Origin of the sequence: Thalassovita sp. (assembly GCF_963691685.1) — a bacterium.
Lineage (GTDB): Bacteria > Pseudomonadota > Alphaproteobacteria > Rhodobacterales > Rhodobacteraceae > Thalassobius.
Genome location: NZ_OY829290.1, coordinates 195,667 through 220,344 on the forward strand (window position 1 = coordinate 195,667; position 24,678 = coordinate 220,344).

Below are 24,678 nucleotides of genomic sequence, written 5' to 3' on the forward strand. Positions count from 1 at the left end.
CGCCTCCTTTGGGATGTGTCTCGCGGTGGTTTCCCATTCTTTTGGGGTGGCGCCTCTACGGAATCATACCCACCCCCCTCCCTATGCTGCACCTGCGATTGAGAGTGGAAGCTGCTAGCCTTGGACAGGTTTTTTAAGACGCAGTTTGCGAGTTTCAGGGGTTCACGATGGTTGCGGCGAGTCAGTTGGACATCAATACCAGTGCATCAGCCAATCAGATGGCAGAGGCGATGTTTGGCGCGGGGATCGAGGTCACCAGCGCCACGTATTCTGGCGACAACGCCTCTTCGGGTATCTATTCTGGCGCGGATGAGACCATGCCGGGTGTTGCGCCCAGCGATGGCGGCGTAATCCTTTCCACCGGTAAGGCGAAGGACATCACCAACAAAGATGGGGATGCCAACCAGGAAAGTGACACAACTTCCAACATGGAAGATGGCATTGACGGTGACGCTGGCCTCAATGCGATTGCAGGAACCGAAACTTACGACGCCGCAATTTTTGAGGCTGAGTTCATCCCGACCGGCGACATTCTGTCGATGCAGATCACCTTCTCGTCCGAGGAATATCTGGAATGGGTGAACTCCGGCTACAACGATGCGGTTGGCATCTGGGTCAATGGTGAACAGGCTGAGCTTACCATCGGTGACAGCGAAATCTCCATCGATGAGATCAACCCCGAGAACAACCCGGACTGGTACATCGACAACGCCGATGGTGACTACAACACCGAAATGGATGGGATGACCATCACCCTGACTCTGCGCGCGTCGGTCAACGCGGGTGAAACCAACACCATCAAGATCGGCATCGCAGATGCGGGCGATTCCAAATACGACAGTAACCTGATGATCGCTGCCGACAGCGTTCAGAGCTACATCACCGTAAACGATGATGAGATCGAAATGCAGGTCGGCTCCGAGGGAACCTTGGATGTGTTGGCCAATGATGAGGTTATGGATGACGGCACGCTGACGATCACCCATATCAACAACCAACCACTGGTGCTGGGCAATGTCATCACGCTGAACTCCGGCACGCAGGTCAGCCTGAATGAGGATGGCACCCTTAACATCGTTGCGGCGGACACTGAGGGTGAGACGACCTTCACCTATTCGGTTGTCGACGACATGGGGATGGAGGCATCGGGCTACGCGACGGTTAAGACCGTTCCCTGTTTCCTGTCCGGCACCATGATTGACACCGCCCGTGGCAGCCTGCCGGTGGAAAGCCTGCTGCCCGGCGATCTGGTTCTGACCCGCGATCATGGCTATCAGCCGGTGCGCTGGTCGGGCACCTGCAACCTGATTTCCAAAGAAGACAACGCCCCGATTGAGATTGCCGCCGGCGCGCTGGGCAATCACGGCAAGCTGGTGGTGTCACCGCAGCACCGGGTGCTGTTGCGCGATCTGCGGGCGCAGCTGATGTTTGACGCCAATGAGGTTCTGATCCCCGCCAAACACCTGATCAATCAGCGCACCGTGCGCCGACAGGAGGTTGGGCAGCGCGTGACCTACGTGCATCTGCTCTTTGATCGGCATGAGGTGCTGCGGTCCAACGGGATGTGGACCGAAAGCTACCTGCCGGGGCCTGAGGCTGGCACCAGCTTTGATGCGGATGTGCAAAATGAGATCCTCAATCTGTTCCCGCAGCTGGATCTGTCGACCGGTCGTGGCTACGGCCCGGCGGCGCGTCTGTCCTTGCGTGAATTTGAAACGCAGGCCTTGCTGGCCAGCTGATTTCAACAACAAAAAACGGCGCCCAGTGAGGCGCCGTTTCTCTATTCAGGGATCTGCGGCAGATCAGTCGCGCAGCAGCTCGTTGATGCCGGTTTTCGAGCGGGTCTTTTCATCCACGCGCTTCACGATCACCGCGCAGTAGAGGTTGATGCCGTTTTTCGAAGGCATGGAGCCGGAAACAACAACCGAATAGGGCGGCACTTCGCCGTACATGACTTCGCCGGTTTCACGGTCAACAATCTTGGTCGACTGGCCGATGTAAACGCCCATGCCCAGTACCGAACCTTCGCGGACGATGCAGCCTTCAACCACCTCGGAACGGGCCCCGATGAAGCAGTTGTCCTCAATGATGGTTGGGCCAGCCTGCATCGGCTCCAGCACGCCGCCAATGCCAACGCCACCGGACAGGTGTACGTTTTTGCCGATCTGTGCGCAGGAGCCAACGGTGGCCCAGGTGTCTACCATGGTGCCTTCGTCAACATAGGCGCCCAGGTTCACGAAGGACGGCATCAGCACAACGCCAGGGGCCACATAGGCCGATTTGCGTACAATCGCGTTCGGCACGGACCGGAAGCCAGCCGCTTTATATTCGGCCTCACCCCAGCCTGCGAATTTGCTGTCGACCTTGTCCCACCAGCTGGAGCCCTGCGGGCCGCCGGACTGCAGTTCCATGTCCTTGATGCGGAACCCCAAGAGAACCGCCTTCTTGGCCCATTGGTTCACGTGCCAGTCGCCGCTTTCCAGCTTCTCCGCCACGCGCAGCTTGCCCGAATCCAGCGCATGCAGGGTGGATTCGATGGCATCACGGGTTTCGCCAGAGGTGGCGGGGGTGATGGTGTCACGGGCGTCCCAGGCGGCTTCGATGGCCTGTTCCAATTGGGCGTTCGACATGGAATGTCCTCTTGTTCAATGCTGCGTTTCGCAATCGCTATAGGCGAGAGGCGCGGTTTTCGCAATGCGACCGCACGACCTCATGCGTCCGTCAGCGACCCAAGCGCGGCAAACATGTCGCGATCGTCGCCGGTTCCGGCGTTTGGCGCGGTCAACAACACATCGCCGTAGAACACCGAATTGGCCCCTGCCAGGAAGCACAGCGCCTGTTCCGCGGTGGAAAAATCCGATCGCCCAGCCGACAGGCGAACGCGGGTTTTCGGCATCACGATCCGGGCGGTGGCAATCATCCGCAGCAGGTCAAAGGCCTGCACCTTTTCGCGGTGTTCCAGCGGCGTGCCCTTGGTGGCGATCAATGCGTTGATCGGCACGCTTTCGGGATGCGGATCAAAGTTTGCCAGCACCTGTAGCATGCTGGCCCGGTCGCGCCAGCTTTCGCCCATGCCGATGATGCCGCCGCAGCACAGATCCAGCCCGGCGTCGCGACAGTAAGACAGGGTTTCCAACCGGTCCTGGTAGGTGCGGGTGCCGATGATTTCGCCGTAAAATTCTGGGCTGGTGTCGAGGTTGTGGTTGTAGGCTTTCAGACCAGCCTCGGCCAAGGCTTCGGCCTGATGGGGCTGCAGCATGCCCAGGGTGACACAAGCCTCCATGCCCAGATCGTTTACGCCGCGCACCATTTCCAGCACATTGTCAAACTCCTGCCCGTCCCGCACCTTGCGCCACGCCGCGCCCATGCAGAACCGTTCAGCACCGGCCTGCTGGGCCCGTTTCGCCAGGGAAATGACGTGTTTCGGGTTCATCAGCTTTTCTTTGTCCAGATCCACCTCTTTGTGGTGGGCGGATTGTGGGCAATAGGCGCAGTCCTCGGGGCAGCCGCCGGTTTTGATCGACAGCAGGCTGGCCTTCTGAATGTCATCGGCGCTGTGGTGGCACCGGTGCAGGTTGCTGGCCTGTCCGACCAGTTCCAACAAGGGGAGGCGCATCAGCGCCTCCACCTCATCCACGGTCCAGTCCGAGCGGATTTCGGCCCGAACGGCGGATGCTTTCTGGGGATTATCAAGCATCCGAAGCGGTCCCGCGGATTTTGGCAATCAGGGCCGCCGGTGCGCCCAGCACCACAACGGCGGCGAGGGTGATCTTTACCAAGTCGCCAGCGATGAACGGGGTGAAGCCCCAGGCCAGCAGTTTGCCGTCAGGCGCAAATTGCGCCAGCCAGGCCAGGCCCAATGCGTAGATTGCAGCCAGACCCGCCAGCATTGCCGGCCAGAGCGCCATTTTCGGCAGTTTGTCCGCTGCATAGCCCACGATCACCGTGGCGACGAGGAAACCGGCCAGATAGCCGCCCGAGGTGCCCATCATATAGGCCAGGCCGATGCCTTTCTCAGGTGTACCGGCGAACACCGGCAGGCCTGCAGCCCCGGCTGCCAGATAGGCCGCCATGGTCGAGGTGCCCAGACGCATCCCATAGGTGGCGGCGATCATCATCAGCGCGGCAACCTGTAGGGTCATCGGCACCGGCCAGAACGGCACCTGTACTTTGGCGCTGACGGTCAAAAGGGCGACGCCAGTGGCAACGCGGATCACCTGATCCGTGAGGCTGAGCGAGGTGGCGGAGAGTCCGAGAGTGGATTTCATAGCAGGGGCCTCCTTTTATAGATAAAATATCCCGTATGCTGCGTTGCATCATTAATAAAATAGATAATTTGGCAAGGCATAACTTTTAGAAAATAGTTTTTGTCTATAAAATGGGGGGTTAGCGCAGGGTTATGCGGTCTGCGCGGCGCAGGTGGCGGCGCAGCAACTCACAGGCAGCGGTTACATCGCGCCGTCGCAGCAGCGAAAGAATCGCGGCGTGATCCTTATCCTCGCGCTGGCTCCAGCCGCTTTTCCAGTTCGCCAGCAGGTGACGGGCCGAGGCGATGTGCAGGTCGTCAATCGCCGCCAGCAGGCGGGGCATCCGGCAGGGCGTCAGGATGGCACGGTGAAAGGCCCGGTTGCGGGCCTCCCAGGTGGGCAGATCCTCGGCCGCATCGCAGGCTTTGCGGGCCTCTTCAGCCAGATGCAGCTCGGCCGTTGTCATCGCCAGGCCGGCATGTTGCAGCGCCAAAACCTCAAGCGCGGTGCGCATTTCGGTGATTTCGCGCAGCTCCGCCGAATCCAATTCACTGACCCTTGTGCCACGGCGGGGCAGGCTGACCGCCAGACCATGGGCTTCCAGTTTCAGGAAGGCTTCGCGCACGGGCACATGGCTGGTGTCAAAGGCACGGGCGATGTGGTCCTGACGCAGCTTCTCCCCCGGTGGCAGGGTGCCACGGATGATCTGTTCGGACAGGGTATCGTAGATGCGGTCGGCGATGGTGGCATTGGACATAGATTATCTATAATTTCCCATTGCTTTGGCGACAACTGGCGAAATGACGCTGTTTTGCCGGAATTCCCCGCCCGTTCCTGTCACGATCGCATGAGATGCGCTGGCCTCCCCCCGGAGGGCGCGCTAGGCTCAAAAGATAAACATGAGAATAAGGATTTCCGAGCATGAAAGAAGATCGTCGCAGCCGTTTCCGGGATGCCCACACAGATATTGAAACCTCGCATGAGGTGCCCGATACCGCGCAGACGCGGGCACCGTCTTATAAGCTGGCATTCAACGACGATGATTTCCTCTGCCGGGACGAGCTGCGCCCGGTGCGGCTGCAGCTGGAACTGCTGAAACCGCAGATGCTGATGGATGAATATGGCGTCGACAGCACCGTGGTGCTGTTTGGCGGTGCACGGATTCCGCGCCCGGAACACAAGGATCAGGCGCGCACCCAGACCTTGGCGGATCTGTCGAAATACTATGACGAAGCGCGCGAATTTGCCCGGCTGATGACCCTGCGCGGCATGCAGGAAGAAGGGCGCGAATATGTCGTCTGCACTGGTGGCGGCCCCGGCGTGATGGAGGCAGGTAACCGCGGCGCACAGGATGCGGGTGGCGTGTCTATTGGCCTGAACATCGTGCTGCCGCATGAGCAGGCCCCGAATGAGTTCGTCTCACCGGATCTGTGTTTCAACTTCCACTATTTTGCCATCCGCAAGATGCATTTCCTGATGCGGGCCCGCGCTGTCACGGTGTTCCCCGGTGGCTTTGGCACGCTGGATGAAACCTTTGAGGCGCTGACGCTCATTCAGACCGGCCGCATGGAACGGGTGCCGTTCCTGCTGTTCGGCGAAGCCTTCTGGCGGTCGATCATCAACTGGGAGGCCCTGTCAGAGGCAGGCACCATCTCGGCTGAGGATCTGGATCTGTTCCGCTTTGTCGAAACCGCGCAAGAAGCGGTGGATATCATCGACAATTGGGAAGGGGCTGGCACCAAACGGGACGTGATCCCGGGCCGCTAACGCGGTGGATTAATGCAGCAGCTCCTGCGGGATTTCGCAGATTTCTTCGTGGGAGCTGAGGTTCTCAATCACATCACCGTGGTCGGTGTGTTTGACACCATAGCCGTAGCCGAACAGGCGGTGCTTCCACTCGCGGACCGAGACCGACTTGCGGCGCTCTTCGCGGATAAGCTCCATCACGGCGACAGTTTCTAGCGTATTTGATTCATGGATACTCGCAAACATAACACTGATCTCCAACATGGTTCACAGCTTCAGTAGACCGTAGATCTACGTATGCGGAAAAGCGCCCTATTCAGGTAATTATGTGAAACTTCGATGCCGCTACCCCCAAAAGGGGGTGCGGTTTTACCAATTCCCGGCTGGATTTCGGGTCAGGGAATCAGGAAAATAGGCCCATCAAGATCGCCGGTTCCGGTCGGTCTTTTGCGGCCTACTCCCCAAATTCAGCTGTTCATGCCCGCTTCGGCTTCGATCTGCTTGCGCGACTTGCGGGCACGTTCGGTGGCCGATTTCAGCTGGCCACAGGCCGCCATGATGTCATCGCCGCGGGTTTTGCGGATCGGGCTGGCGTAGCCGGCTTTGTAGATGATGTCGGCAAAGGCCCGGATGCGGTTATTCGACGAACATTTGTAGGGCGAACCGGGCCATTCGTTGAACGGGATTAGGTTGATCTTGGCCGGGATGTTGTAATCCTTCAGGTAATTGATCAGACGATGGGCGTCTTCATCGCTGTCATTCACGCCAGCCAGCATCACATATTCAAAGGTGATCCGTTCGGAATTTGAGGCCTTGGGATAGTCTGCCAGGGCGGTCAGCAGCTCATCAATGTTCCATTTTTTGTTGATCGGGACCAGCACGTCGCGGGTTTCGTCATCTGTGGCGTGGAAGGAGATCGCCAGCAGGCAGCCGATTTCCTGCGCGGTTTTGGCGATGCCGGGCACCACGCCGGAGGTCGACAGGGTGATGCGGCGACGGCTGAGGCTGATCCCCTCGCCATCCATCGCGATCTTCATCGCGTCGCGCACGTTGTCGAAGTTATAAAGCGGCTCACCCATGCCCATCAGCACGATGTTGGACAGCAGGCGGGGGCCTGCATCGCCAGTGCCGACACCGGGTTCAGGCCATTCATCCAGATCGTCACGCGCCATCATGATCTGGCCAACAATCTCACCAGCGGTCAGGTTGCGCACCAGTTTCTGGGTGCCGGTGTGGCAGAAGGAACAGGTCAGCGTGCATCCCACCTGCGATGACACACACAGCGTGCCGCGGCCCTCTTCGGGGATGTAGACGACCTCTACCTCATGGCCGCCGGCGATCCGCACCAGGTATTTGCGGGTGCCATCGGTTGAAATCAGGCGGCTGACCACCTCGGGCACTTCGATGACGAAATTGTCAGCCAGTTTGGCGCGGTAAGCCTTGGCGAGGTTGGTCATCTCGGCAAAGTCACGCACGCCCCACTGATAGACCCACTGCCAGATCTGGTTGACCCGCATCTTGGCTTGTTTCTCAGGGGTGCCGATTTCGATCAGCGCCTCACGCAGACCGGCACGGGTCAGGCCGACAATGTTCTTCGGCCCCTCCGGCAGTTTGCGGGGGAAAGTTCTCACATCCTGAGTAATCGGTGCAGTGGCCGTCATATCGCGCTTCCTAGATGGGATGAGCGCGTTCCATACAGGATTCGGATGAGTTTGCCAAAGCCTATATGGCATAGGCTCTGGCGATGCATGGCTGCTATGCAGGCAGGCTTAGCCGTAAAGCTGACGCGCCTGCGCAAAGCTGAGCAACCGTTGGGTTTTGTCATCCCACAGATGCAGCCGCGCGTTGCGCAGGCTTTCGCGGATGTTCATGCGGTTGATCTTGGCCAGTTCCGCATGGTCCTTCAGAACCTCAGGCAGGCGGTAGAAGGGGATGCGGCTGTAGACATGGTGCACATGGTGGATGCCGATATTGGCGCTGAACCACTGCAGCACCTTGGGCAGCACATAGTAGGACGATCCATGCAGGGCGGCGTGGTGCATCTGCCAATCGGTATCAGGCGCCCACTGGGTGCATTCAAACTGGTGCTGCACATAGAACAGCCACATGCCGGCCGTGGCGGCAATCAGGATTGAGGGCAGCGCGATCAGCAGCAGCGGGGCCAGACCACCTAAGTACCAGATCACCCCGAACAGCACGACGATCGACAGGTTGGTGGTCATGGCAGAGGCCCAGTAACGCCCCTGTTTCATCAGGCCGATGGGCAGCCGGTTCTGCAAGAAGAACAGGTAGCTGGGGCCAAAGCCAAACAGGACAAACGGGTTGCGATACAGCCGATACTGCAGCTTACCCAGTTTCGACAGGGCCTGATATTCCTCAACCGTCATGGTGTGGATGTCGCCCATCCCGCGCTTGTCCAGGTTGCCCGCGGTGCCGTGGTGCGCTGCATGCGTGCGGCGCCAGACGTCATAAGGCGTCAGGGTCAGTACGCCGATGATGCGGCCGGTCCAGTCGCTCATGTGGCGGTTCTTGAACAAGGCGCCATGACCGCAGTCATGCTGGATCGCAAAGAGGCGCAGCAGGAACAGCGCGTTTGCCGCCCCCAGAACAAAGGCCAGAATGTAGCTGTAGGACATGACCCACCAGGCGAGCGCCCAGATGCCGATGAAGGGCAGAAGGGTGATCGCCACCTCGGTCAGACTGCGGCCAGTGCTGGGTTCGCGGTATTGAGCCAGAACTCGGACCCAATGCTGGGCTTTGCGTTTCTCTTGCGTCTCAACGGTGCGGCTGTCTTGGGAGTCTAACATCGGGTCTTTCGTCTTTTAGCGTTCAAACCCGCATAGACGAGAGGGGCCTCAGTGCAAGGAAATAATTGTCAGGTTCAAATAAATGACGAAAAAGTCGCGGTTCGGCCCGCGGTCACGGGCCGAAATCCGCCGTATTCCCGTGTTACTTGCAGCGGGTCTGCGCCTCTTCAATCGCGGCGGTGAACCCGGAAAGCGAGAAGGTGTCTTTGGTCGTGGTGCGGCTGCGCGCTGACAGGCCAGTGACGACGGCTTCACGGCCACGTTTCAGCGCTGTGATGATCTTGGCATCATCCGCTGCGCTTTGAGTCCAGGCCCATTCGCCCTCGGTGAAGAGTTTGAATTCCTGCCCATCCACGTTGAGGAGCACATCCACACCATTGGCAAAGCCGTAGCCGCCGGTGAAAGCGATCTGGCCCTGAATGCCTGAGCCGGGGCGATAGAAAGCGATCAGCAGAATATCACTGCGCTTTACCGATACGATCCGGCCCTCGCGGGTGTTGACGGTTTCCTTAGGGGCGGCCACTGCCCAGCACTCTTTGGGGTCTTTGTCTTCAAAGACACTCCAATTGGTTTTGGTGGCGACCTCATTGGTGCTGCTTTCTTGTGCCCAGGCGGCGCCCGATGCAGACAGTACCATCGCTGCCCCGATGAGGGTGCGTGCAATACGTGATACCATGTGTTCCAGCCTCCAGCTGTCCTTGCCTCAAATTTGCTTTACTGCCTTTTGCCAAAGCTTCTACTGGCGTTTCGTGTCGGAAAAAGGCACATCTGTCTCGACATTGCTACATTAGCGCAAAATCTGCCAGCAACGAAAGGGCGATTGGCGGATTTTCGCAGAAGTTTGAGGAGGAAGACCCATGGTGGCAGCCGTCCCCCTGGTAGAGATCTGGCGCGGTGACTTTCTGGAAAGCCTGCACTGCGGTCATGCGGTGATTTGTGGCCCCGATGGCGAGATTGTCGAAGCTTGGGGCGATCCCCATGCGGTGGTTCTGCCGCGGTCTTCGTCAAAGATGATCCAGGCGCTGCCCTTGGTCGAAAGCGGCGCGGCGGATGCAAGGGGTTTGACCGGCGCACATCTGGCACTGGCCTGTGCATCGCACAATGGCGCACCGATCCATGTTGAGCGGGTCAATGCCTGGCTGAAAGACATCGGCTGCGGTGATGATGATTTCCGCTGTGGCCCGCAGGAAAGCCGAGATGATGACCTGCGCATTGAGATGATCCGCAACGGCGAAAGCGCCTGCCGGGTGCATAACAACTGTTCGGGCAAACACGCAGGCTTTCTGACGCTGAGCCAGCATCTGGGTGGTGGCGCGGAATATTGCCAGATCGATCACCCCGTGCAACAGGCCTGCCTGTCTGCCTTTGAAGAGGTGACAGAGGAAACCAGCCCGGGTTTTGGCATTGATGGCTGTTCGGCACCGAACCACGCCGCCACCCTGCATGGCATCGCCCGCGCCATGGCGTTTTTCGCAGCTGCCGAAGAAGGCGGCGACGCCCGTCAGGACGCCGCCGCGCGCCTGCGGCAGGCGATGGTGACCTATCCGGAACTGGTCGCCGGTGAAGGCCGCGCCTGCACCGAGCTGATGCGGGCCTGTGGCGGCCGTGTGGCGCTGAAAACCGGGGCTGAGGCGTTTTTCATCGCCATCATCCCGGAAAAGAAGCTGGGTGTGGCGCTGAAGATCATGGATGGCACCACCCGCGGCGCCGAAGCGGCGATTGCCGCTATTCTGGTAAAACTGGGCATTCTGGACGCCAATCATCCGGCAGCGCAGAAGTTCATGACCCCGGTCATCCGCAACTGGGATGGTCTGGCGACCGGTGCGATCCGGCCGGCGGCGGCGCTGCTCTGACGGCAGGATGCCTCCGGCGGGAGTATTTTGGGAACATTGAAAGGGCGCTGCAGTGATGCGGCGCCTTTTGTTGTCAGAGATGCGCTGCGAAGGCGTCAACCACCTTGGCATAAACCTCGCGTTTGAAGGGCACGATGTTGGCCACCAGCTCATCCGCAGGCAGCCAGCGCCATTCAGAGAACTCGGGGTGATCGGTTTCAATGTTCACATCGGCATCTTCACCGTTGAAGCGGATCAGGAACCATTTCTGTTCCTGCCCACGATAGCGGCCTTTCCAGATCCGGGGCACGATGTCATGCGGCAGATCATAAGCGATCCAGCCGTCGGTTTCGGCGATGATCTGGGCCTTGTCTTCGGTGACGCCGGTTTCTTCCCAAAGCTCGCGCAGGGCAGCGGCGCGTGGTGTTTCGCCGTCGTCGACACCGCCCTGCGGCATCTGCCAGGCGGGCGCATCATTGTCGAGGCGCTGGCCAACAAAGACGTGGTTGTCAGCATTGATTAGCATCACCCCCACGCAGGGGCGATAGGGCAGTTTGGCGATCTCTTCGGGTGTCATGTCCGGATCCTCTGAGGGCAGGTTTGGCCCTGTCTGGCATGGAAGTTCGATATAGAAAAGCCCCCGGGGTCGCCGGGGGCTGATCAGGTCAGGTGCAGTGTAGCTTTGGCTCGCGGCTTAGTCCTGCGACCCCAGCGCGGTCAGGCCTTTCAGCAGATCCACGGCATAGGCCAGCTGATAGTCGTCTTCGCGCAGCTTGGCGGCTTCTTCGGCCTTGGCGCGTTCGTCTTCGATCTGCTGGATCTCATCTTCGCTGAGCGAGTCGTTGGAGAGCGAGCCGCGCAGATCCGCCTCGGAGCGGCTGTTGCGCGCCTCTTCTTCTGCGGCCTCAGCTTCGGGGGTACGGCGCGGCTGTTCGACCACGATGTCAGGCGACACGCCCAGGTTCTGGATCGAGCGGCCCGAAGGGGTGTAATAGCGCGCGGTGGTCAGGCGCATGGCCCCGTTGGAGCGCAGCGGCATCACGGTCTGAACCGAGCCTTTGCCGAAGCTTTTGGTGCCCACAACAATGGCGCGGCGGTGATCCTGCAGGGCGCCAGCCACAATTTCAGAGGCCGAAGCGGATCCGCCGTTGATCAGCACTACAATTGGTTTGCCCTCGGCCAAGTCACCTTCTTTGGCGTTATAGCGTTCGCCCTCAGCCGGGTTGCGGCCACGGGTCGAAACAATCTCACCGCTTTCCAGGAAGGCATCGGAGACGCGGATTGCCTGAGTCAGCAGGCCGCCGGGGTTGTTGCGCAGGTCCAGAACGATGCCATCAACATTGTCGAGCCCGCCCAGATCTGCGGCCGCTTTTTCCAGCCCGTCCTTGAGGTTGGGGTAGGTCTGATCGTTGAAGGTGGTGACCCGCAGCACAACGGTGTTGCCTTCGGTGCGGGTGCGCACGGCGGTCAGCTTGATGGTGTCACGGATGATTGAGATGTCGAAGGGCTCAGGCTCACCTTCGCGCACAACGGTGATGATGGTTTCGCTGCCCACCGGGCCGCGCATCAGTTCCACTGCTTCGTCCAGGGTCAGGCCCAGCAGCGTGTCACCGTCGACATGGGTGATGAAATCACCGGCCTCAACACCTGCTTCGCTGGCCGGGGTGCCATCGATGGGCGAGACCACTTTGACGAAACCCTCTTCCTGGGTGACCTCAATGCCAAGGCCGCCAAATTCACCGCGGGTCTGCACGCGCATATCGGCGGCATCATCGGGCGACAGGTAGCTGGAATGGGGATCAAGCGAGGTGAGCATGCCGTTAATCGCGGCTTCGATCAGCTCTTTCTCATCAACTTCTTCAACATATTGCGCGCGGATCCGTTCAAAGATGTCGCCAAACAGATCCAGCTGTTCATAGACATTGGTTTGCGCATCGTTTTCCTGCGCCAGCAGCGGGCCCGCGACCTGGGTGGTGGCAATCACCCCGGCCAGAGTGCCGCCCAATGCGGCCATCAGAAATCGTTTCATAGGTTACTTATCCTTCCCCGTTGCGAACCACGCGACCGGATCCACCGGGGCGTTGTTTTCTCTCACCTCTATATAGAGCGTTTCTGAGGCCTCAGTTCCAGCCCCCTCACCAGCCTGTGACAGAATCGTGCCAATTTCTGCTTCTTCGCCGCCCATAAGGCCGATCGGGCTGCCCGAGGGCAGCACCTGACCGGCGCTGCCATAGACCACATCCAACCCTGCCAGCACCAGCAATAGGCCAGCCTGTGGTTCCAGAATGACCACATTGCCATAGTCCAGCAGCGGGCCAAGGTAGCGCAGCGTGGCGGCGGTTGGGGTTGTCACCAGCGCACGTGGGCGAGTCGCCAGGATCAGGCCGGGACGGGTGATCCCGGCCGCGTCTGCCTCACCGGCGCGGCGCAGGATCGTGCCCTGCACTGGCAGCGGCAGCTTGCCTTTGCGATGGCTGATGTCGGGCAGGGATCCCGGTGCTTCGCCTTCAGCAATCTCACTAAGGCCCGACGCAAAACCCGCCAATGTTTCTGCCGAGGCCACCAAAAGGGCGGTTTTCAGCGGATCTTCGGTAAAGCGTTTGGGCAGGTTGGTGCGATCAGAAATAGCCTGGCTGAGGTCGGTGCGGGCCTGTTGCACGCCGTCCAATCCCTGCGCCAGCGTATCGACCGCGCTTTGTTGCAGACTGCGCAGAACCGCCACTTCCTGCAGTTTGCTGCGCAGCGCCTGGGCCTGATCGGTCAGCGCCGGGGTGACGTCTGCCAGCAACATGCCTGAGCGCGCGGTATCTGTTGGCCCGTCGGGGTGCATTGCCAGCACCGGATCTGGTGTGGCGGCGATAGATTGCAAAACCCCCAGGAGCTGCGAAATCTCGGTTTCCCGCGCGTCTAGTTCGCGGGTCAGCTGCGCCTCCCGTAGGGAGACCCGGCGCAATCCTTCGCGCATCGCTTCCAGCCCGTCCTCAAAGGCGCGCAGGGTTTCGGTCAGCGCTTTGACCCGATCCCGTGCTTTCTCCGCCGCGGCCAGCGTCTGCCCTGCCTGATCCAGCCGTGCAGCTGCGGCTTCGGCCAGGGCCGCGGGCGAGGTTTCAGCCGCCACTGCGTTCATCAGGCCAATGTTCAGGCCAACACTCAGGCTGAGCGGGAGGATCAGCGCACGGATCATTCCTGCAGCAGGCTCCGGCCGGTCATCTCTTCGGGTTGCGGCAGGCCCATCAGCGCCAGCAACGTCGGTGCCAGATCGGCCAAGCGTCCGTTGCGCAGGGTCGCGCCGGCGGGGCCGCCAACCAGCGCCACGGGCACCGGGTTCACGGTATGCGCGGTGTGCGGGCCACCGGTTTCGGGATCCACCATGGTTTCGCAATTGCCATGGTCTGCGGTCACAATCATCGCGCCACCTGCTTTTTCCAGCGCCGCCATCACCGCGACCAGCCCCTGATCCACGGCTTCGCAGGCCTTGATCGCCGCGTCCAGATCGCCGGTGTGCCCCACCATATCGGGGTTGGCGTAGTTGGTGACGATCAGGTCATAGCCTTCTTCGATAGCGCGGACGAAGTTTTCGGTCACCTCCGGGGCGCTCATTTCGGGCTGCAGGTCATAGGTGGCGACCTTGGGCGAGGGCGCCATATAGCGGTCTTCGCCAACCTCAGGATCCTCTTTGCCACCGTTCAGGAAGAAGGTGACATGGGGGTATTTCTCGGTCTCGGCCAGACGGAACTGACGTTTGCCCTGTTTCGCAACCCAGGCGCCCAGCGTGTTCACGATATTGCGCGGGGGAAACACGGTGGAGAGGTAGGCGTTGTGGCCTTCGGAATATTCCACCATCCCCAGGAGCGCTGCCCAATCCGGGCGCGGGCTGACGTCAAATTCTGCGAAATCCTGTTCGCCGATGGCGCGCAGGATCTCACGGGCGCGGTCTGCGCGGAAATTGAGGCAGAAGAAACCGTCGCCGTCTTTGGCGCCGGCGCAATCGCCGATGACCGTCGCAGCCACAAATTCATCACTGGCGTCTTTGCTGTAGGAGGTCTCAACTGCTTCTTCGGCGGAGGTCGCAGCGGCGCCTTGGCCCTGAACCATCGCAGCATAGGCGGTGGACACCCGTTCCCAGCGGTTGTCGCGATCCATCGCGTAGTAGCGGCCGGTGACGGTGGCGATCCGGGCGTTGTCGGGCAGGGCTGCCTCCAGCTGAGCCAGATAGGTCAGGGCGGATTTCGGTGCCACATCGCGCCCGTCCGTGACGGCGTGCAGGGCGACCGGAACACCGGCATCTGTCACGGCTTTCACCGCTGCGATGATATGGGTCAGGTGACCATGCACCCCACCGTCCGAGACCAGGCCCATCAAATGCGCGGTGCCGCCTGAGGTCTTCAGTGTCTCAATGAAATTGACAAGGGCCGCTTCGGTCTGGAAGGTGCCCTCTTCAATCGACAGGTCAATTTGCCCAAGGTCCATTGCCACCACCCGGCCCGCGCCGATATTGGTGTGACCCACCTCGGAGTTGCCCATCTGACCGCGCGGCAACCCAACGTCGGGACCGTGGGTGATCAGCTCTGCCGAGGGGCAGGTGGCCATGATCCGATCAAAACCGGGGGTGTTTGCCAATGCGGGCGCATTGGCCCCGTTTTCCGCACGTTTGCCCCAGCCATCAAGGATGCACAAAACAACGGGTTTTGGATGAGTCATAGCTTGCCCTTTCGCTCTTACTTGCTATCTAAGCGGCTGAGCGGAAGGGGGCAAGCTTTCAGGCGGGGCTGATCAGACCCGATGGTAGGGGCTGCCCGCCTGAATGGAGGCCGCACGGTAAAGCTGTTCGGACAGCATCACCCGCACCAGCATATGCGGCCAGACCATCTTGCCGAAGGAAATCGCAAAGTCGGCTTTGGCCCGCAGGCTGGGGTCAATGCCATCCGCGCCGCCGATCACAATCGCCAGATCCTGACGCCCGTTGTCGCGCCATTCGCCCAGCTTGTCAGAAAACTGCGGGGAGGACATAACCTTGCCGCGTTCATCCATCACGCAAAGCAGGGCCCCCTTGGGGATCACACGCTCCAGCAGCGCGGCCTCCGCCGCCATGCCGCCGCCCTTCTTATCCTCAACCTCATGAAAGGTGAGGGGGCCCAGGCCATGGGCCCGTCCGGTGCGGTCAAAACGTTGGGTGTAATCGTCAATAAGCGCCTTTTCAGGGCCGGTGCGCAACCGGCCCACGGCGCAGATATGAACCCGCATGGGCTTAGCCCTGCGGTTTGTCGGGCGAAATGCCGTCCCGCCACATTTTTTCCATCTGATAGAATTCGCGCACTTCGGGGCGGAAGACATGCACGATGATGTCGCCGGTGTCGATCAGCACCCAGTCACCGGTCGCCTTGCCTTCCACACGGGACGCACGGCCCAGATCCTGTTTCAGACGGTCCACCAGTTTTTCTGAGATGGCCGAAACCTGACGCGACGAGCGGCCGGAACAGACCACCATATAATCGCCGATCGAGGTTTTCCCGCGCAGGTCGATCTGCTCGATATCCTCGGCCTTTTCATCTTCGAGAGTGGAAAGGATGTGTGCCAGCAACTCTTCGCTGGTGACATCTTTGGCGGATTGGCTCATTGCGGACTCCGCTTTGGTGTTGAGAGACAGGACATAGTCCTCCTTCTTGCAAACGCCGTTCTGCGTCCCGGCGCTGGACAGATTCAGATTAGCACCGGATATGTGGAATCTCAATCTTACCTTCAAGCGGGAAAACGCCCCGTTTTGCCCATTTTCACGCCTTTGCGCCGGTTTTTGGCGGGTTTTGCCTTCGGCGAGAGTATTTGGCGACGTTGAAAGGCGGTTTCACTGTTTTGCAAATACTCTGGGGTTTGGGGCAAGGCCCCAATCTGTCAGTCGGAATCAGCGGGCAGGTTTGGCGGCAGCATGGTCACCTCGCGCTGTGGGAAGGGGATGGAAATGCGATGTTCCTGGAAGGCATCCCAAAGCGCCAGATAGACATTGCCGCGGATGTTGGTCAGCCCGCCGGTTGGATCTTCGATCCAGAACCGCAGCACGTAATCCACCGAACTGTCGCCAAAGCCGATGATGTGGCAAACCGGGGGCTTCTTTTCCAGCACGCGATCCACGCTGAGCGCCGCTGCAATGGCGATGCGGCGCACCTGATGCGGGTCATCGTGATAGGCGGTGCCAAAATGGATATCCAGCCGCACATAGTCGTTGGAATGGGACCAGTTGACCACCTGTCCGGTGATCAGATCCTCATTGGGGATGAGGTATTCCTTGCCGTCCCGGGTGACCACGCTGACATAGCGCGCGCCAAGGGCTTCGATCCAGCCGAAGGTGGACCCGAGTGAGATCACGTCGCCGGGTTTGATTGACTTGTCCAGCAGGATGATCACGCCGCTGACGAGGTTTGAGACCACCTTTTGCAGGCCAAAACCAAGGCCGACACCAATGGCACCCGAAAGGAAGGCAAGCCCGGTGAGATCGACGCCAACCGCCTTCAGCCCGACAAAAAGCGCGGCGGAGTACAGCGCCAGTTGCAGAACCTTGACCAGCAGCACCTGCATTGAGGGGGAAATCTCAGCGTTGCGGCGGATCCGGTCCGTGGAGACCCGAGCCAGAAACCGTGCCGCTGCGATCAGCACCCCAACCACGGCGATGCCCTGCACCACTGTCCAAAGCGACAGCTGTAGGTCGCCAAAATCGACGGCAGCGCTTTGCAGCAGGGCCTGCGCTTCGTCGGTGAGGTTCAGAATCGAGAGGGTGACCCAGATCCAGCCGGTATATCGCACCACGGAGCGCAGGAATTTGTTGCCGATCAGCCGGGTCAGGAAGGCAATGACCAGCCAGGCCAGCGCCAGCTGCGCAATGATCGCCAGCATGTAGCTGCGGCTGGGCCAGGTGACTTCGCGCATGATCCAGACGGTTGGCCAGATGAGTGCGGCAAACAGGATAAGGTTCAGCCGTTTGTGCAGGATCACCAGAATGCGCATCCGCCAGGTGGGCCAGCCGGTGAGGGTGCGCATCCAGTCATGCAGCCGTGGGCCCAGAACACGTGTCAGCAAGTAGGTCGCCAGAACCAGCCCCAGGGCAATCGCCACTTGATAGGCGTTCCAGGGCCGCAACAGCCCGGTGAGAAACCGTTCGAAGTCCGATGCTAGCCCTAACGCCACATCCTGTGCCATCTCCTGCGCAGCAGCGGGCGCGGCGTCAGCGGCGGCTTCAGCGGTTTGGTCTAAAGTTGTGCTGCTCTCTTCGTCCATAAGCTCCCTCTGTGCCTATTGGTGCACAGAAGGCGCCTTCGGGCAACAGCTTGAACTGTCAAAGTCCGTTGCAACGGTCCAATGTCTCGCCTGCACCGATTTGTTGCATCATGTCAGCAACAGTGAGCCCGGTGAGGAACGGACGGAACTGCGCGCCACCGTCGAAGCTGAGGCGGACGGAAATCTCCCCTTGCGGATTGGGCGCGTCGGTCAGGCTGCAACCTGCAATGCTGATTGAGAGGGTGCCCTCGGTGCCGTCTGGAGCCTCATTCTGCCAGATCGCGATTTCGCGTTGCAGGGATTTCAGCCTCATCACGTCTTCAGGGCTTAGTCGCCAGATGTCGCCATGTTGATCCAGCTGCACCGTGGCGCTTTTCTCTTGCCCGTCACGCGTGGCGCCAAAATACATCTCCATCCCTCCGGTCGGGATCGCAATATCGGGTGGCAGAGTCACCTGGGCGGCAAGGTTGGCGGGATCACTGGTCAGCGGGTCCAATTGGCTGAGCCTGGCGGCGGTCAGCGGGTTGATCGACCCGCAAGCCGTTAGAAAGAGGAGGGCAGCGAAAATTGGCTTCATAGAATTCTCCATTGATTCGCGTAAAATTTAATGTAAAACAATAAATGTTTATTAATTTGCATGGAGTCAATCATGACAACGCGAAATCTCTCCTTGCTGCTTCTCTGGGGCTGTCGTTTGGCCATTGCGGGTTTGCTGGTCACGATGCTGATCGGCGCCTGGGTTAGTTTTCAAAACCCTGAGGTGTTGGTTTTGGCGCGGGGGGATGTGCCTATTATGGGGGATTTGTCGCTTTGGGCTTGGCTGGGTAGTGTTGTGGTGGCGGCTGCGGTTATGGCGGTGGCGATCTACGTGCTACTGCAGGCGCATCAGCTGTTTGACATTTACCGCGCTGGCGATCTGCTGAGCGCCGCCGCGGCCACGCGAATTTCGCGGATTGGCAAGGGGACTCTGTTGCTGGCGATTGCCTCGGTCCTTGCTCATCCGGTTCTGACGGTGCTTTTGACCTCGGCCAACCCGGTGGGCCAAAGGGCGGTCTCTGTGGCGCTGTCCAGCAACGATGCGAGTCTTCTTTTGCTGGCGGGATTGCTGACCGTAATCGGCCGCGCCTTGCGGGAAGCCGCGGCGGTTGCGGCCGAAAACAAGGCCTTTGTCTGATGGAAATTGTGGTGCGTCTGGATGTGATGCTGGCCCTGCGCAAGATGAAATCACGAGAACTGGCAGAGCGGATTGGTATTTCCGAACAGAACCTTTCGCTTTTGAAATCTGGCAAGGTCAAAGGCGTGCGGTTTGAGACACTGGCGCGGATCTGTGATGTGCTGGAGTGCCAGCCGGGGGACCTGTTGGAGGCTGTGCCCCTATCCGAATGAGTATTGTCAGTGCCATTGCAACGGTGTTGATCTGTCTATAACCATCTGGCCATGCTTGATATTCTTCTGATCCTCGCAGCCGGTTTTGGGGCTGGCATCATCAACGCGCTTGCAGGTGGCGGCACCTTTTTGACCTTCCCTGCCTTAGTGATGATTGGCATTCCGCCGGTGGCGGCCAATGCGACCAGCGCGGTTGCGGTCTTCCCCGGATACTTGTCGGCGGCGCTGGGCTTCAAACGTGAGATTGGAGAATTGCCACGGGCGGCCTTGTTGCGCGCCTGTGTGGTGACCTTGATTGGCGGGCTGATCGGGGGGCTGTTGTTGCTGGTTTCCTCTAATGAGGTTTTTGCGGTTCTGGTGCCTTTCCTGTTGCTGGCGGCCACGCTGGCCTTTGCCTTTCAGGCGCAGATCCAGAACTGGATGCGCGGCACCGCGCTGAAGGCCACGCCTTACGGCACCTTTGGCCTGATGGCGGTGTCGATCTATGGCGGCTATTTCAACGGGGGTCTGGGGATTGTCCTACTGGCACTGTTTGCGCTCTGGGGGATGGAGAGCCTCAATCAGATGAACGGGCTGAAAAACGCCCTGTCCTTTGTGATCTCGGCAATTTCGGTGGCGACCTTTGCGGTGGCGGGCATCGTGCATTGGAATGAGGCGCTGATCATGGCGGTGGCGGCTATCGCGGGGGGATTCGCCGGCGCCCATCTGGCCAAGATCCTGCCCAAAGCGGTGGTGCGCGGCTTTATCATCCTGATCGGTATGGGCATGTCAGCGGTGTTTTTCGCCCGAATTTGACCCGCTGCCCTGCGCGCCGTGCCTTGCGGAAAATTGCCCTTCGGTGTAGGACGGGCGCAATGAAACGTATTTTCGATATCGACGACCGCAGCTTTCTGCCCTGGCGGTTCTTCGGCGCAAAACGCGCCGTCCTAGCCTGCCTATGAGCTGGCCGGCCTACCTGTGCGGTGGGCCTTTCGTTGTTTCATAACCCTTACATACACAGACAATCCACGGGAGAGGACCATGACCGCCCCGAAGACACTCTATGATAAAATCTGGGACGCCCATGTCGCGCATGAAGCCGAAGACGGGACGTGCCTGCTTTATATCGACCGCCACCTTGTACACGAAGTGACCTCACCGCAGGCCTTCGAAGGGCTGCGCATGGCGGGCCGCAAGGTACACGCGCCGGACAAAACCATTGCCGTGCCGGACCACAACGTGCCGACCACGGCCGGCCGTGAAGATCCCGCGCAGATGACCGAGGAAAGCCGCATTCAGGTTTCCGCACTGGATAAGAACGCCAAAGAGTTTGGTGTGCATTACTATCCGGTGTCTGACGTGCGTCAGGGCATCGTGCACATTGTTGGCCCGGAAAACGGCTGGACCCTGCCGGGCATGACCGTTGTGTGCGGCGACAGCCACACCGCGACCCATGGCGCGTTCGGCTCACTGGCCCACGGCATTGGTACGTCGGAAGTGGAACACGTTCTGGCCACCCAGACGCTGATCCAGAAGAAGTCCAAAAACATGAAGGTGGAAATCACTGGCAAACTGAAGCCGGGTGTGACCGCCAAGGACATCACCCTGGCCGTGATCGGGGAAACCGGCACCGGCGGCGGCACTGGCTATGTGATCGAATATTGTGGTGAAGCGATCCGCGATCTGTCGATGGAAGGCCGCATGACCGTCTGCAACATGGCCATCGAAGGTGGCGCACGTGCAGGTCTGATCGCCCCTGATGAGACCACCTTTGAATACTGCAAGGGCCGTGCCCACGCGCCGAAAGGTGCCGCTTGGGAACAGGCGTTGGAGTATTGGAAGACCCTCTTCACCGACGAAGGTGCGCATTTCGACAAGGTTGTCACCCTGCGTGGCGAAGACATCGAACCGGTTGTGACCTGGGGCACCAGCCCTGAAGACGTTCTGCCGATCACCGGTGTTGTCCCGGCGCCGGAAGACTTCGAAGGCGGCAAGATTGAAGCGGCCCGTCGCTCGATCGAATACATGGGCCTCACCCCCGGTCAGAAACTCTCGGACATTGAGATCGACACCGTGTTCATCGGGTCCTGCACCAACGGCCGGATCGAAGATCTGCGCGCTGTGGCCGAAGTGGTCAAAGGCAAAAAGATCAAAGAAGGCATGCGTGCCATGATCGTTCCGGGCTCAGGCCTGGTGCGGGCACAGGCCGAAGAAGAAGGTCTGGCCGAAATCTTTGAAGAGGCCGGTTTTGAATGGCGTCTGGCGGGATGCTCGATGTGTCTGGCAATGAACCCCGATCAGCTGTCCGAGAATGAGCGCTGCGCGTCCACCTCGAACCGCAACTTCGAGGGGCGTCAAGGCTATAAGGGCCGTACCCACCTGGTAAGCCCCGGTATGGCTGCTGCGGCAGCGTTGACCGGCAAGCTGACCGATGTACGTGAGCTGATGTAACCCATGTGTGCGGCGCTCACCCCTTCTGGAACGTCTGACCGTCTCCGCGTGCTTGTCATCGCGGAAGCGGCCAATCCTGAATGGGTGAGTGTACCTTTGGTCGGCTGGTCCCTTGCCAATGCTCTGCGCAGCGAATGTGACGTGCATATCGTCACACAGGTGCGCAACCGTGAGGCCTTCCTGCGGGCAGGTCTGGTGGAAGGGCAGGATTTCACCGCCATCGACACGGAAACGGTGGCGCGTGGCATCTACCGTCTGGGCGAAGCGCTGCGGATGGGCGAAGGCAAAGGCTGGACAATGGTCACAGCGCTGTCGTCCCGTCTGGCCTACCCGGTGTTTGAGCGCAAAGTCTGGCGCCAGTTCGGATCGCAGATCCGGGCCGGGGCCTATGACATCGTGCATCGGGTGACCCCATTGACCCCAACCGCCAACAGTCTGTTGGCGGCCAAGTGCAAAGCGGCGGCTGTGCCTTTTGTCATGGGGCCGCTGAACGGCGGTGTGCCTTGGCCAAAAGGCTTTGAGCGCGAACGCCGGGCCGAACGCGAATGGCTGTCCTATGTGCGGGGTGCTTACAAGCTCTCCGGTGCGCGGCGGCGGATGCTGAATGCGGCCTCGGCGATCATTGCGGGCTCTCGCTTCACGGCGGGTGACATGCCTGCACAGCATCAAAGCAAGGTGACCTTGGTGCCGGAAAACGGCATTGATCCCACCCGGTTTGATCTGCAAGGTAATTTGCCACCACGGGGGGCAACATGCCCGCTGCGCGGCTGTTTTGTCGGGCGTCTGGTGCCCTACAAGGGGCCGGATATGCTGATCGAGGCGGCTGAGCCCTTTCTGCGTGATGGCACGCTCGTCTTGGACATCATCGGCGATGGTCCGATGTTGGCGGGGCTCAAAGCGCAAGCCGCAGATCTGGGCGTTGACGGGGCGATCACCTTCCATGGCTGGGTCGCACATGCAGATGTGCAGTCCATCCTTGGCCGCGCCGATATGCTGACCTTCCCCTCTGTGCGGGAGTTTGGCGGCGGCGTGGTGCTGGAAGCGATGGCGCTGGGCGTGGTTCCGGTGATCTGTGACTACGCAGGTCCTTCGGAGCTGGTGGATGAGGCAACGGGTATCAAGGTGGCGATGGGATCGCGCGCTGATGTGGTGGCGGGGTTCCGCGCTGCATTGGCCCGGGTTCTGTCAGACCCTGAGATGTTGGCGCCGATGGCGGCAGCGGCGCGGGCAAAGGTCAAAACGCATTACACATGGGCCGCCAAGGCCAAACACATCAAAGACATCTATCATTGGGTGCTGAAACGGGACGGGCAAATCCCACGTCCCGCGCCGCTGGACACAGCGCTGTGGCATCCGCAAGAAACATGAATGAACCCAGGAGACTGAGTTAATGGAAAAATTCGAAAAACTCCAAGGCATTGCGGCCCCTATGCCGCTGGTCAACATCGACACCGACATGATCATCCCCAAGGTGTTCCTGAAGTCGATCCAGCGCACCGGTTTTGGTGTGAACCTGTTTGACGAAATGCGTTACAACCGCGACGGCACCGAGATCGAAGATTTCGTGCTGAACAAACCGCAGTACCGCGACGCTGAGATCCTGATCGCCGGTGACAACTTCGGCTGTGGCTCCTCGCGTGAACACGCGCCTTGGGCGATTGCAGACTTTGGCATCAAATGCATCGTTTCGACCTCTTTCGCGGACATCTTCTTCAACAACTGCTTTAAGAACGGCATCCTGCCGATCGTTCTGCCGCAGGAACAGGTTGATGTGCTGATGGCCGACGCGGAGAAAGGCGCAAACGCACGGATGACTGTCGATCTGGAAGCCCAAGAAATCACCACCTCGGATGGCGAAACCATCGGTTTCGAAGTGGATGCGTTCAAAAAGCACTGCCTGCTGAACGGTCTGGATGACATCGGTCTGACCATGGAAAAGGCCGACTCGATCAAATCCTATGAGCAGAAGCTGACCGCCGAACGCCCCTGGGTCTGATCCTGTTAAAAATAACATCTGTGAAACCCCTGCCGGCCTCGGCGGGGGTTTTCTTTTGCTCGGGATTTACCGGGCTAAATGTCTGCTCAGGCGATGTTTGATTTACTCAGGGCCCATTTCAGTCTTAGCTGCTCTCAGTATTTCAGGCATTTTCATAGGAGTTGAGACATGAGTGACTGGGTGAAACTGCTTTTGTTGGGGCTTCTGTCCCTGGTGTTTGGTGTATTTATTCTAGGCGCGCCGGTGGTGGCGTCCATCGCGGTGACCGCGGTGACGGGCATCTTGTTACTGGTCAGCGGCGGGTTCCAGGTTGCTGGCGGCTTCATGGTGGATGGCCTTGGCAACAAAGCGCTTTCGATCATTCCGGGCATTGTGCTGCTTTTTTTGGGCTGGTCTTTCATCTCAAACCCGCTGCAGGGCACCATGTCCCTCTCGATGTTGGTGCTGATCCTCTTCGTGATTGGCGGCAGCGCCCGGGTGATTTACGCCCTGCAAATGCGCGGAACGCAGTTTTTCTGGCCCATGCTGATTTCCGGGATCCTGTCGATTGTGCTGGCCGGGATGATCTGGCTGAACGCCGCCGAAGATCCTGCTTGGCTGCTTAATCTCATCGGGGTTCTGTTGGGCATTGAGATGCTGTTCAACGGATTCGGCCTGATTTTTGTGGCCTTCTTCCTGCGACGTGTCGGCCAAAGCTGAGGCCACGTGACCGGTTAGACCTATGTCGCCTGCCCAAGTGATTCAGGCTGCGATCCATATTGTGAATCGGGCTGTGTATCTGGGCAGGTGACCCACAAAATCTGGTATTTTACCGGAAATTCCCCCCTTTGATTGATGCAATCGGGCACCACTCTGGCCGGCAAGTCGGTGAAATCTCAGGTGTTTCGGGCCGCCCGGGTTGAGCGCCTGCCGCAAACAAGGCAGAATTGGGGCAAGAATGAGGCAGGCCGCCCAAACCGGGCGGCATC

Annotated in this window: 26 protein-coding genes; 10 read left to right on the plus strand and 16 right to left on the minus strand. The window is 59.7% G+C overall.

Translation table 11 applies throughout. The features are described from left to right. The first annotated feature begins 167 nt into the window (after nucleotides 1-167). The gene (locus ACORLH_RS00875) at nucleotides 168-1,739 is read left to right on the plus strand and encodes a choice-of-anchor L domain-containing protein (protein ID WP_321830734.1); all 1,572 of its coding nucleotides are present in this window, start codon (nucleotides 168-170) and stop codon (nucleotides 1,737-1,739) included. A gap of 63 nt (nucleotides 1,740-1,802) precedes the next feature. On the opposite strand, the gene dapD is transcribed toward ACORLH_RS00875, so the two are convergent. From dapD to ACORLH_RS00895, 4 genes are all read right to left on the minus strand, one after another. Continuing rightward, nucleotides 1,803-2,630, minus strand: coding sequence for a 2,3,4,5-tetrahydropyridine-2,6-dicarboxylate N-succinyltransferase (gene dapD / locus ACORLH_RS00880; protein WP_321830735.1), 828 nt, complete (start codon nucleotides 2,628-2,630; stop codon nucleotides 1,803-1,805). Nucleotides 2,631-2,710: 80 nt separating this feature from the next. Continuing rightward, nucleotides 2,711-3,697: a biotin synthase BioB gene (gene bioB / locus ACORLH_RS00885; protein WP_321830736.1), complete on the minus strand. Its 987-nt coding sequence runs from the start codon at nucleotides 3,695-3,697 to the stop codon at nucleotides 2,711-2,713. Continuing rightward, nucleotides 3,690-4,268 carry a biotin transporter BioY gene (locus ACORLH_RS00890; RefSeq protein ID WP_321830737.1) on the minus strand — a complete coding sequence of 193 codons (579 nt, stop codon included), beginning with the start codon at nucleotides 4,266-4,268 and terminating at the stop codon, nucleotides 3,690-3,692. The genes bioB and ACORLH_RS00890 overlap by 8 nt, the downstream gene beginning before the upstream one ends. Before the next feature lie 118 nt (nucleotides 4,269-4,386). After that, the gene (locus ACORLH_RS00895; RefSeq protein ID WP_321830738.1) at nucleotides 4,387-5,004 is read right to left on the minus strand and encodes a GntR family transcriptional regulator; all 618 of its coding nucleotides are present in this window, start codon (nucleotides 5,002-5,004) and stop codon (nucleotides 4,387-4,389) included. Between the two features lie 164 nt (nucleotides 5,005-5,168). Between ACORLH_RS00895 and ACORLH_RS00900 the strand changes: the two genes are divergently transcribed. Next, the gene (locus ACORLH_RS00900; RefSeq protein WP_321830739.1) at nucleotides 5,169-6,014 is read left to right on the plus strand and encodes a TIGR00730 family Rossman fold protein; all 846 of its coding nucleotides are present in this window, start codon (nucleotides 5,169-5,171) and stop codon (nucleotides 6,012-6,014) included. A 9-nt stretch (nucleotides 6,015-6,023) separates the two neighbouring features. On the opposite strand, the gene ACORLH_RS00905 is transcribed toward ACORLH_RS00900, so the two are convergent. From ACORLH_RS00905 to ACORLH_RS00920, 4 genes are all read right to left on the minus strand, one after another. Further along, complete coding sequence (locus ACORLH_RS00905; RefSeq protein WP_106404236.1) at nucleotides 6,024-6,239, minus strand: hypothetical protein; 216 nt, start codon at nucleotides 6,237-6,239, stop codon at nucleotides 6,024-6,026. A gap of 221 nt (nucleotides 6,240-6,460) precedes the next feature. Then, nucleotides 6,461-7,654 (minus strand): 23S rRNA (adenine(2503)-C(2))-methyltransferase RlmN, encoded by a 1,194-nt coding sequence (rlmN, locus tag ACORLH_RS00910; protein ID WP_321830740.1) that lies wholly within the window; start codon nucleotides 7,652-7,654, stop codon nucleotides 6,461-6,463. Between the two features lie 108 nt (nucleotides 7,655-7,762). Next, nucleotides 7,763-8,800, minus strand: coding sequence for a fatty acid desaturase (locus tag ACORLH_RS00915; RefSeq protein WP_321830741.1), 1,038 nt, complete (start codon nucleotides 8,798-8,800; stop codon nucleotides 7,763-7,765). A gap of 142 nt (nucleotides 8,801-8,942) precedes the next feature. Further along, entirely contained in the window at nucleotides 8,943-9,476 is a 534-nt protein-coding gene (locus tag ACORLH_RS00920) for an invasion associated locus B family protein (protein WP_321830742.1), read from the minus strand. Between the two features lie 181 nt (nucleotides 9,477-9,657). On the opposite strand from ACORLH_RS00920, the gene ACORLH_RS00925 reads away from it, so the two are divergent. Next, a complete protein-coding gene (locus ACORLH_RS00925) occupies nucleotides 9,658-10,653 on the plus strand; it encodes an asparaginase (RefSeq protein WP_321830744.1) in 996 nt (331 codons plus the stop codon). A gap of 73 nt (nucleotides 10,654-10,726) precedes the next feature. Here ACORLH_RS00925 and ACORLH_RS00930 read toward each other — a convergent pair whose 3' ends face one another. The 8 genes from ACORLH_RS00930 to ACORLH_RS00965 form a co-directional block, all read right to left on the minus strand. Further along, the gene (locus ACORLH_RS00930) at nucleotides 10,727-11,209 is read right to left on the minus strand and encodes an RNA pyrophosphohydrolase (RefSeq protein WP_321830745.1); all 483 of its coding nucleotides are present in this window, start codon (nucleotides 11,207-11,209) and stop codon (nucleotides 10,727-10,729) included. A gap of 117 nt (nucleotides 11,210-11,326) precedes the next feature. After that, complete coding sequence (locus tag ACORLH_RS00935) at nucleotides 11,327-12,661, minus strand: S41 family peptidase (RefSeq protein ID WP_321830746.1); 1,335 nt, start codon at nucleotides 12,659-12,661, stop codon at nucleotides 11,327-11,329. A 3-nt stretch (nucleotides 12,662-12,664) separates the two neighbouring features. Beyond that, nucleotides 12,665-13,759: a murein hydrolase activator EnvC family protein gene (locus ACORLH_RS00940; protein ID WP_420719820.1), complete on the minus strand. Its 1,095-nt coding sequence runs from the start codon at nucleotides 13,757-13,759 to the stop codon at nucleotides 12,665-12,667. A 53-nt stretch (nucleotides 13,760-13,812) separates the two neighbouring features. Further along, nucleotides 13,813-15,333 carry a 2,3-bisphosphoglycerate-independent phosphoglycerate mutase gene (gene gpmI, locus ACORLH_RS00945; protein WP_321830749.1) on the minus strand — a complete coding sequence of 507 codons (1,521 nt, stop codon included), beginning with the start codon at nucleotides 15,331-15,333 and terminating at the stop codon, nucleotides 13,813-13,815. A gap of 72 nt (nucleotides 15,334-15,405) precedes the next feature. Further along, nucleotides 15,406-15,876 (minus strand): 23S rRNA (pseudouridine(1915)-N(3))-methyltransferase RlmH, encoded by a 471-nt coding sequence (rlmH, locus tag ACORLH_RS00950; RefSeq protein WP_321830750.1) that lies wholly within the window; start codon nucleotides 15,874-15,876, stop codon nucleotides 15,406-15,408. Nucleotides 15,877-15,880: 4 nt separating this feature from the next. Beyond that, nucleotides 15,881-16,249, minus strand: coding sequence for a ribosome silencing factor (gene rsfS, locus ACORLH_RS00955; RefSeq protein WP_058245392.1), 369 nt, complete (start codon nucleotides 16,247-16,249; stop codon nucleotides 15,881-15,883). 272 nt (nucleotides 16,250-16,521) lie between these two features. Then, nucleotides 16,522-17,898: a mechanosensitive ion channel family protein gene (locus ACORLH_RS00960; RefSeq protein WP_420719790.1), complete on the minus strand. Its 1,377-nt coding sequence runs from the start codon at nucleotides 17,896-17,898 to the stop codon at nucleotides 16,522-16,524. A 58-nt stretch (nucleotides 17,899-17,956) separates the two neighbouring features. After that, entirely contained in the window at nucleotides 17,957-18,475 is a 519-nt protein-coding gene (locus tag ACORLH_RS00965) for a hypothetical protein (RefSeq protein ID WP_321830752.1), read from the minus strand. A 72-nt stretch (nucleotides 18,476-18,547) separates the two neighbouring features. Between ACORLH_RS00965 and ACORLH_RS00970 the strand changes: the two genes are divergently transcribed. The 7 genes from ACORLH_RS00970 to ACORLH_RS01000 all read left to right on the plus strand — a co-directional run bounded on the left by ACORLH_RS00970 (nucleotide 18,548) and on the right by ACORLH_RS01000 (nucleotide 24,409). Next, entirely contained in the window at nucleotides 18,548-19,072 is a 525-nt protein-coding gene (locus ACORLH_RS00970; protein ID WP_321830753.1) for a DUF2975 domain-containing protein, read from the plus strand. Beyond that, complete coding sequence (locus ACORLH_RS00975) at nucleotides 19,072-19,284, plus strand: helix-turn-helix transcriptional regulator (RefSeq protein ID WP_321830754.1); 213 nt, start codon at nucleotides 19,072-19,074, stop codon at nucleotides 19,282-19,284. Before ACORLH_RS00970 ends, ACORLH_RS00975 begins: the two co-directional genes overlap by 1 nt. A 51-nt stretch (nucleotides 19,285-19,335) precedes the next feature. Continuing rightward, nucleotides 19,336-20,079 carry a sulfite exporter TauE/SafE family protein gene (locus ACORLH_RS00980; protein ID WP_321830755.1) on the plus strand — a complete coding sequence of 248 codons (744 nt, stop codon included), beginning with the start codon at nucleotides 19,336-19,338 and terminating at the stop codon, nucleotides 20,077-20,079. 225 nt (nucleotides 20,080-20,304) lie between these two features. Next, nucleotides 20,305-21,714 (plus strand): 3-isopropylmalate dehydratase large subunit, encoded by a 1,410-nt coding sequence (gene leuC, locus ACORLH_RS00985; protein ID WP_321830756.1) that lies wholly within the window; start codon nucleotides 20,305-20,307, stop codon nucleotides 21,712-21,714. A 3-nt stretch (nucleotides 21,715-21,717) separates the two neighbouring features. Then, nucleotides 21,718-23,082, plus strand: coding sequence for a glycosyltransferase family 4 protein (locus tag ACORLH_RS00990; protein ID WP_321830757.1), 1,365 nt, complete (start codon nucleotides 21,718-21,720; stop codon nucleotides 23,080-23,082). A gap of 22 nt (nucleotides 23,083-23,104) precedes the next feature. After that, the gene (leuD, locus tag ACORLH_RS00995; RefSeq protein ID WP_321830758.1) at nucleotides 23,105-23,710 is read left to right on the plus strand and encodes a 3-isopropylmalate dehydratase small subunit; all 606 of its coding nucleotides are present in this window, start codon (nucleotides 23,105-23,107) and stop codon (nucleotides 23,708-23,710) included. Nucleotides 23,711-23,878: 168 nt separating this feature from the next. Continuing rightward, complete coding sequence (locus ACORLH_RS01000) at nucleotides 23,879-24,409, plus strand: HdeD family acid-resistance protein (protein WP_321830759.1); 531 nt, start codon at nucleotides 23,879-23,881, stop codon at nucleotides 24,407-24,409. Nucleotides 24,410-24,678: the final 269 nt, after the last annotated feature.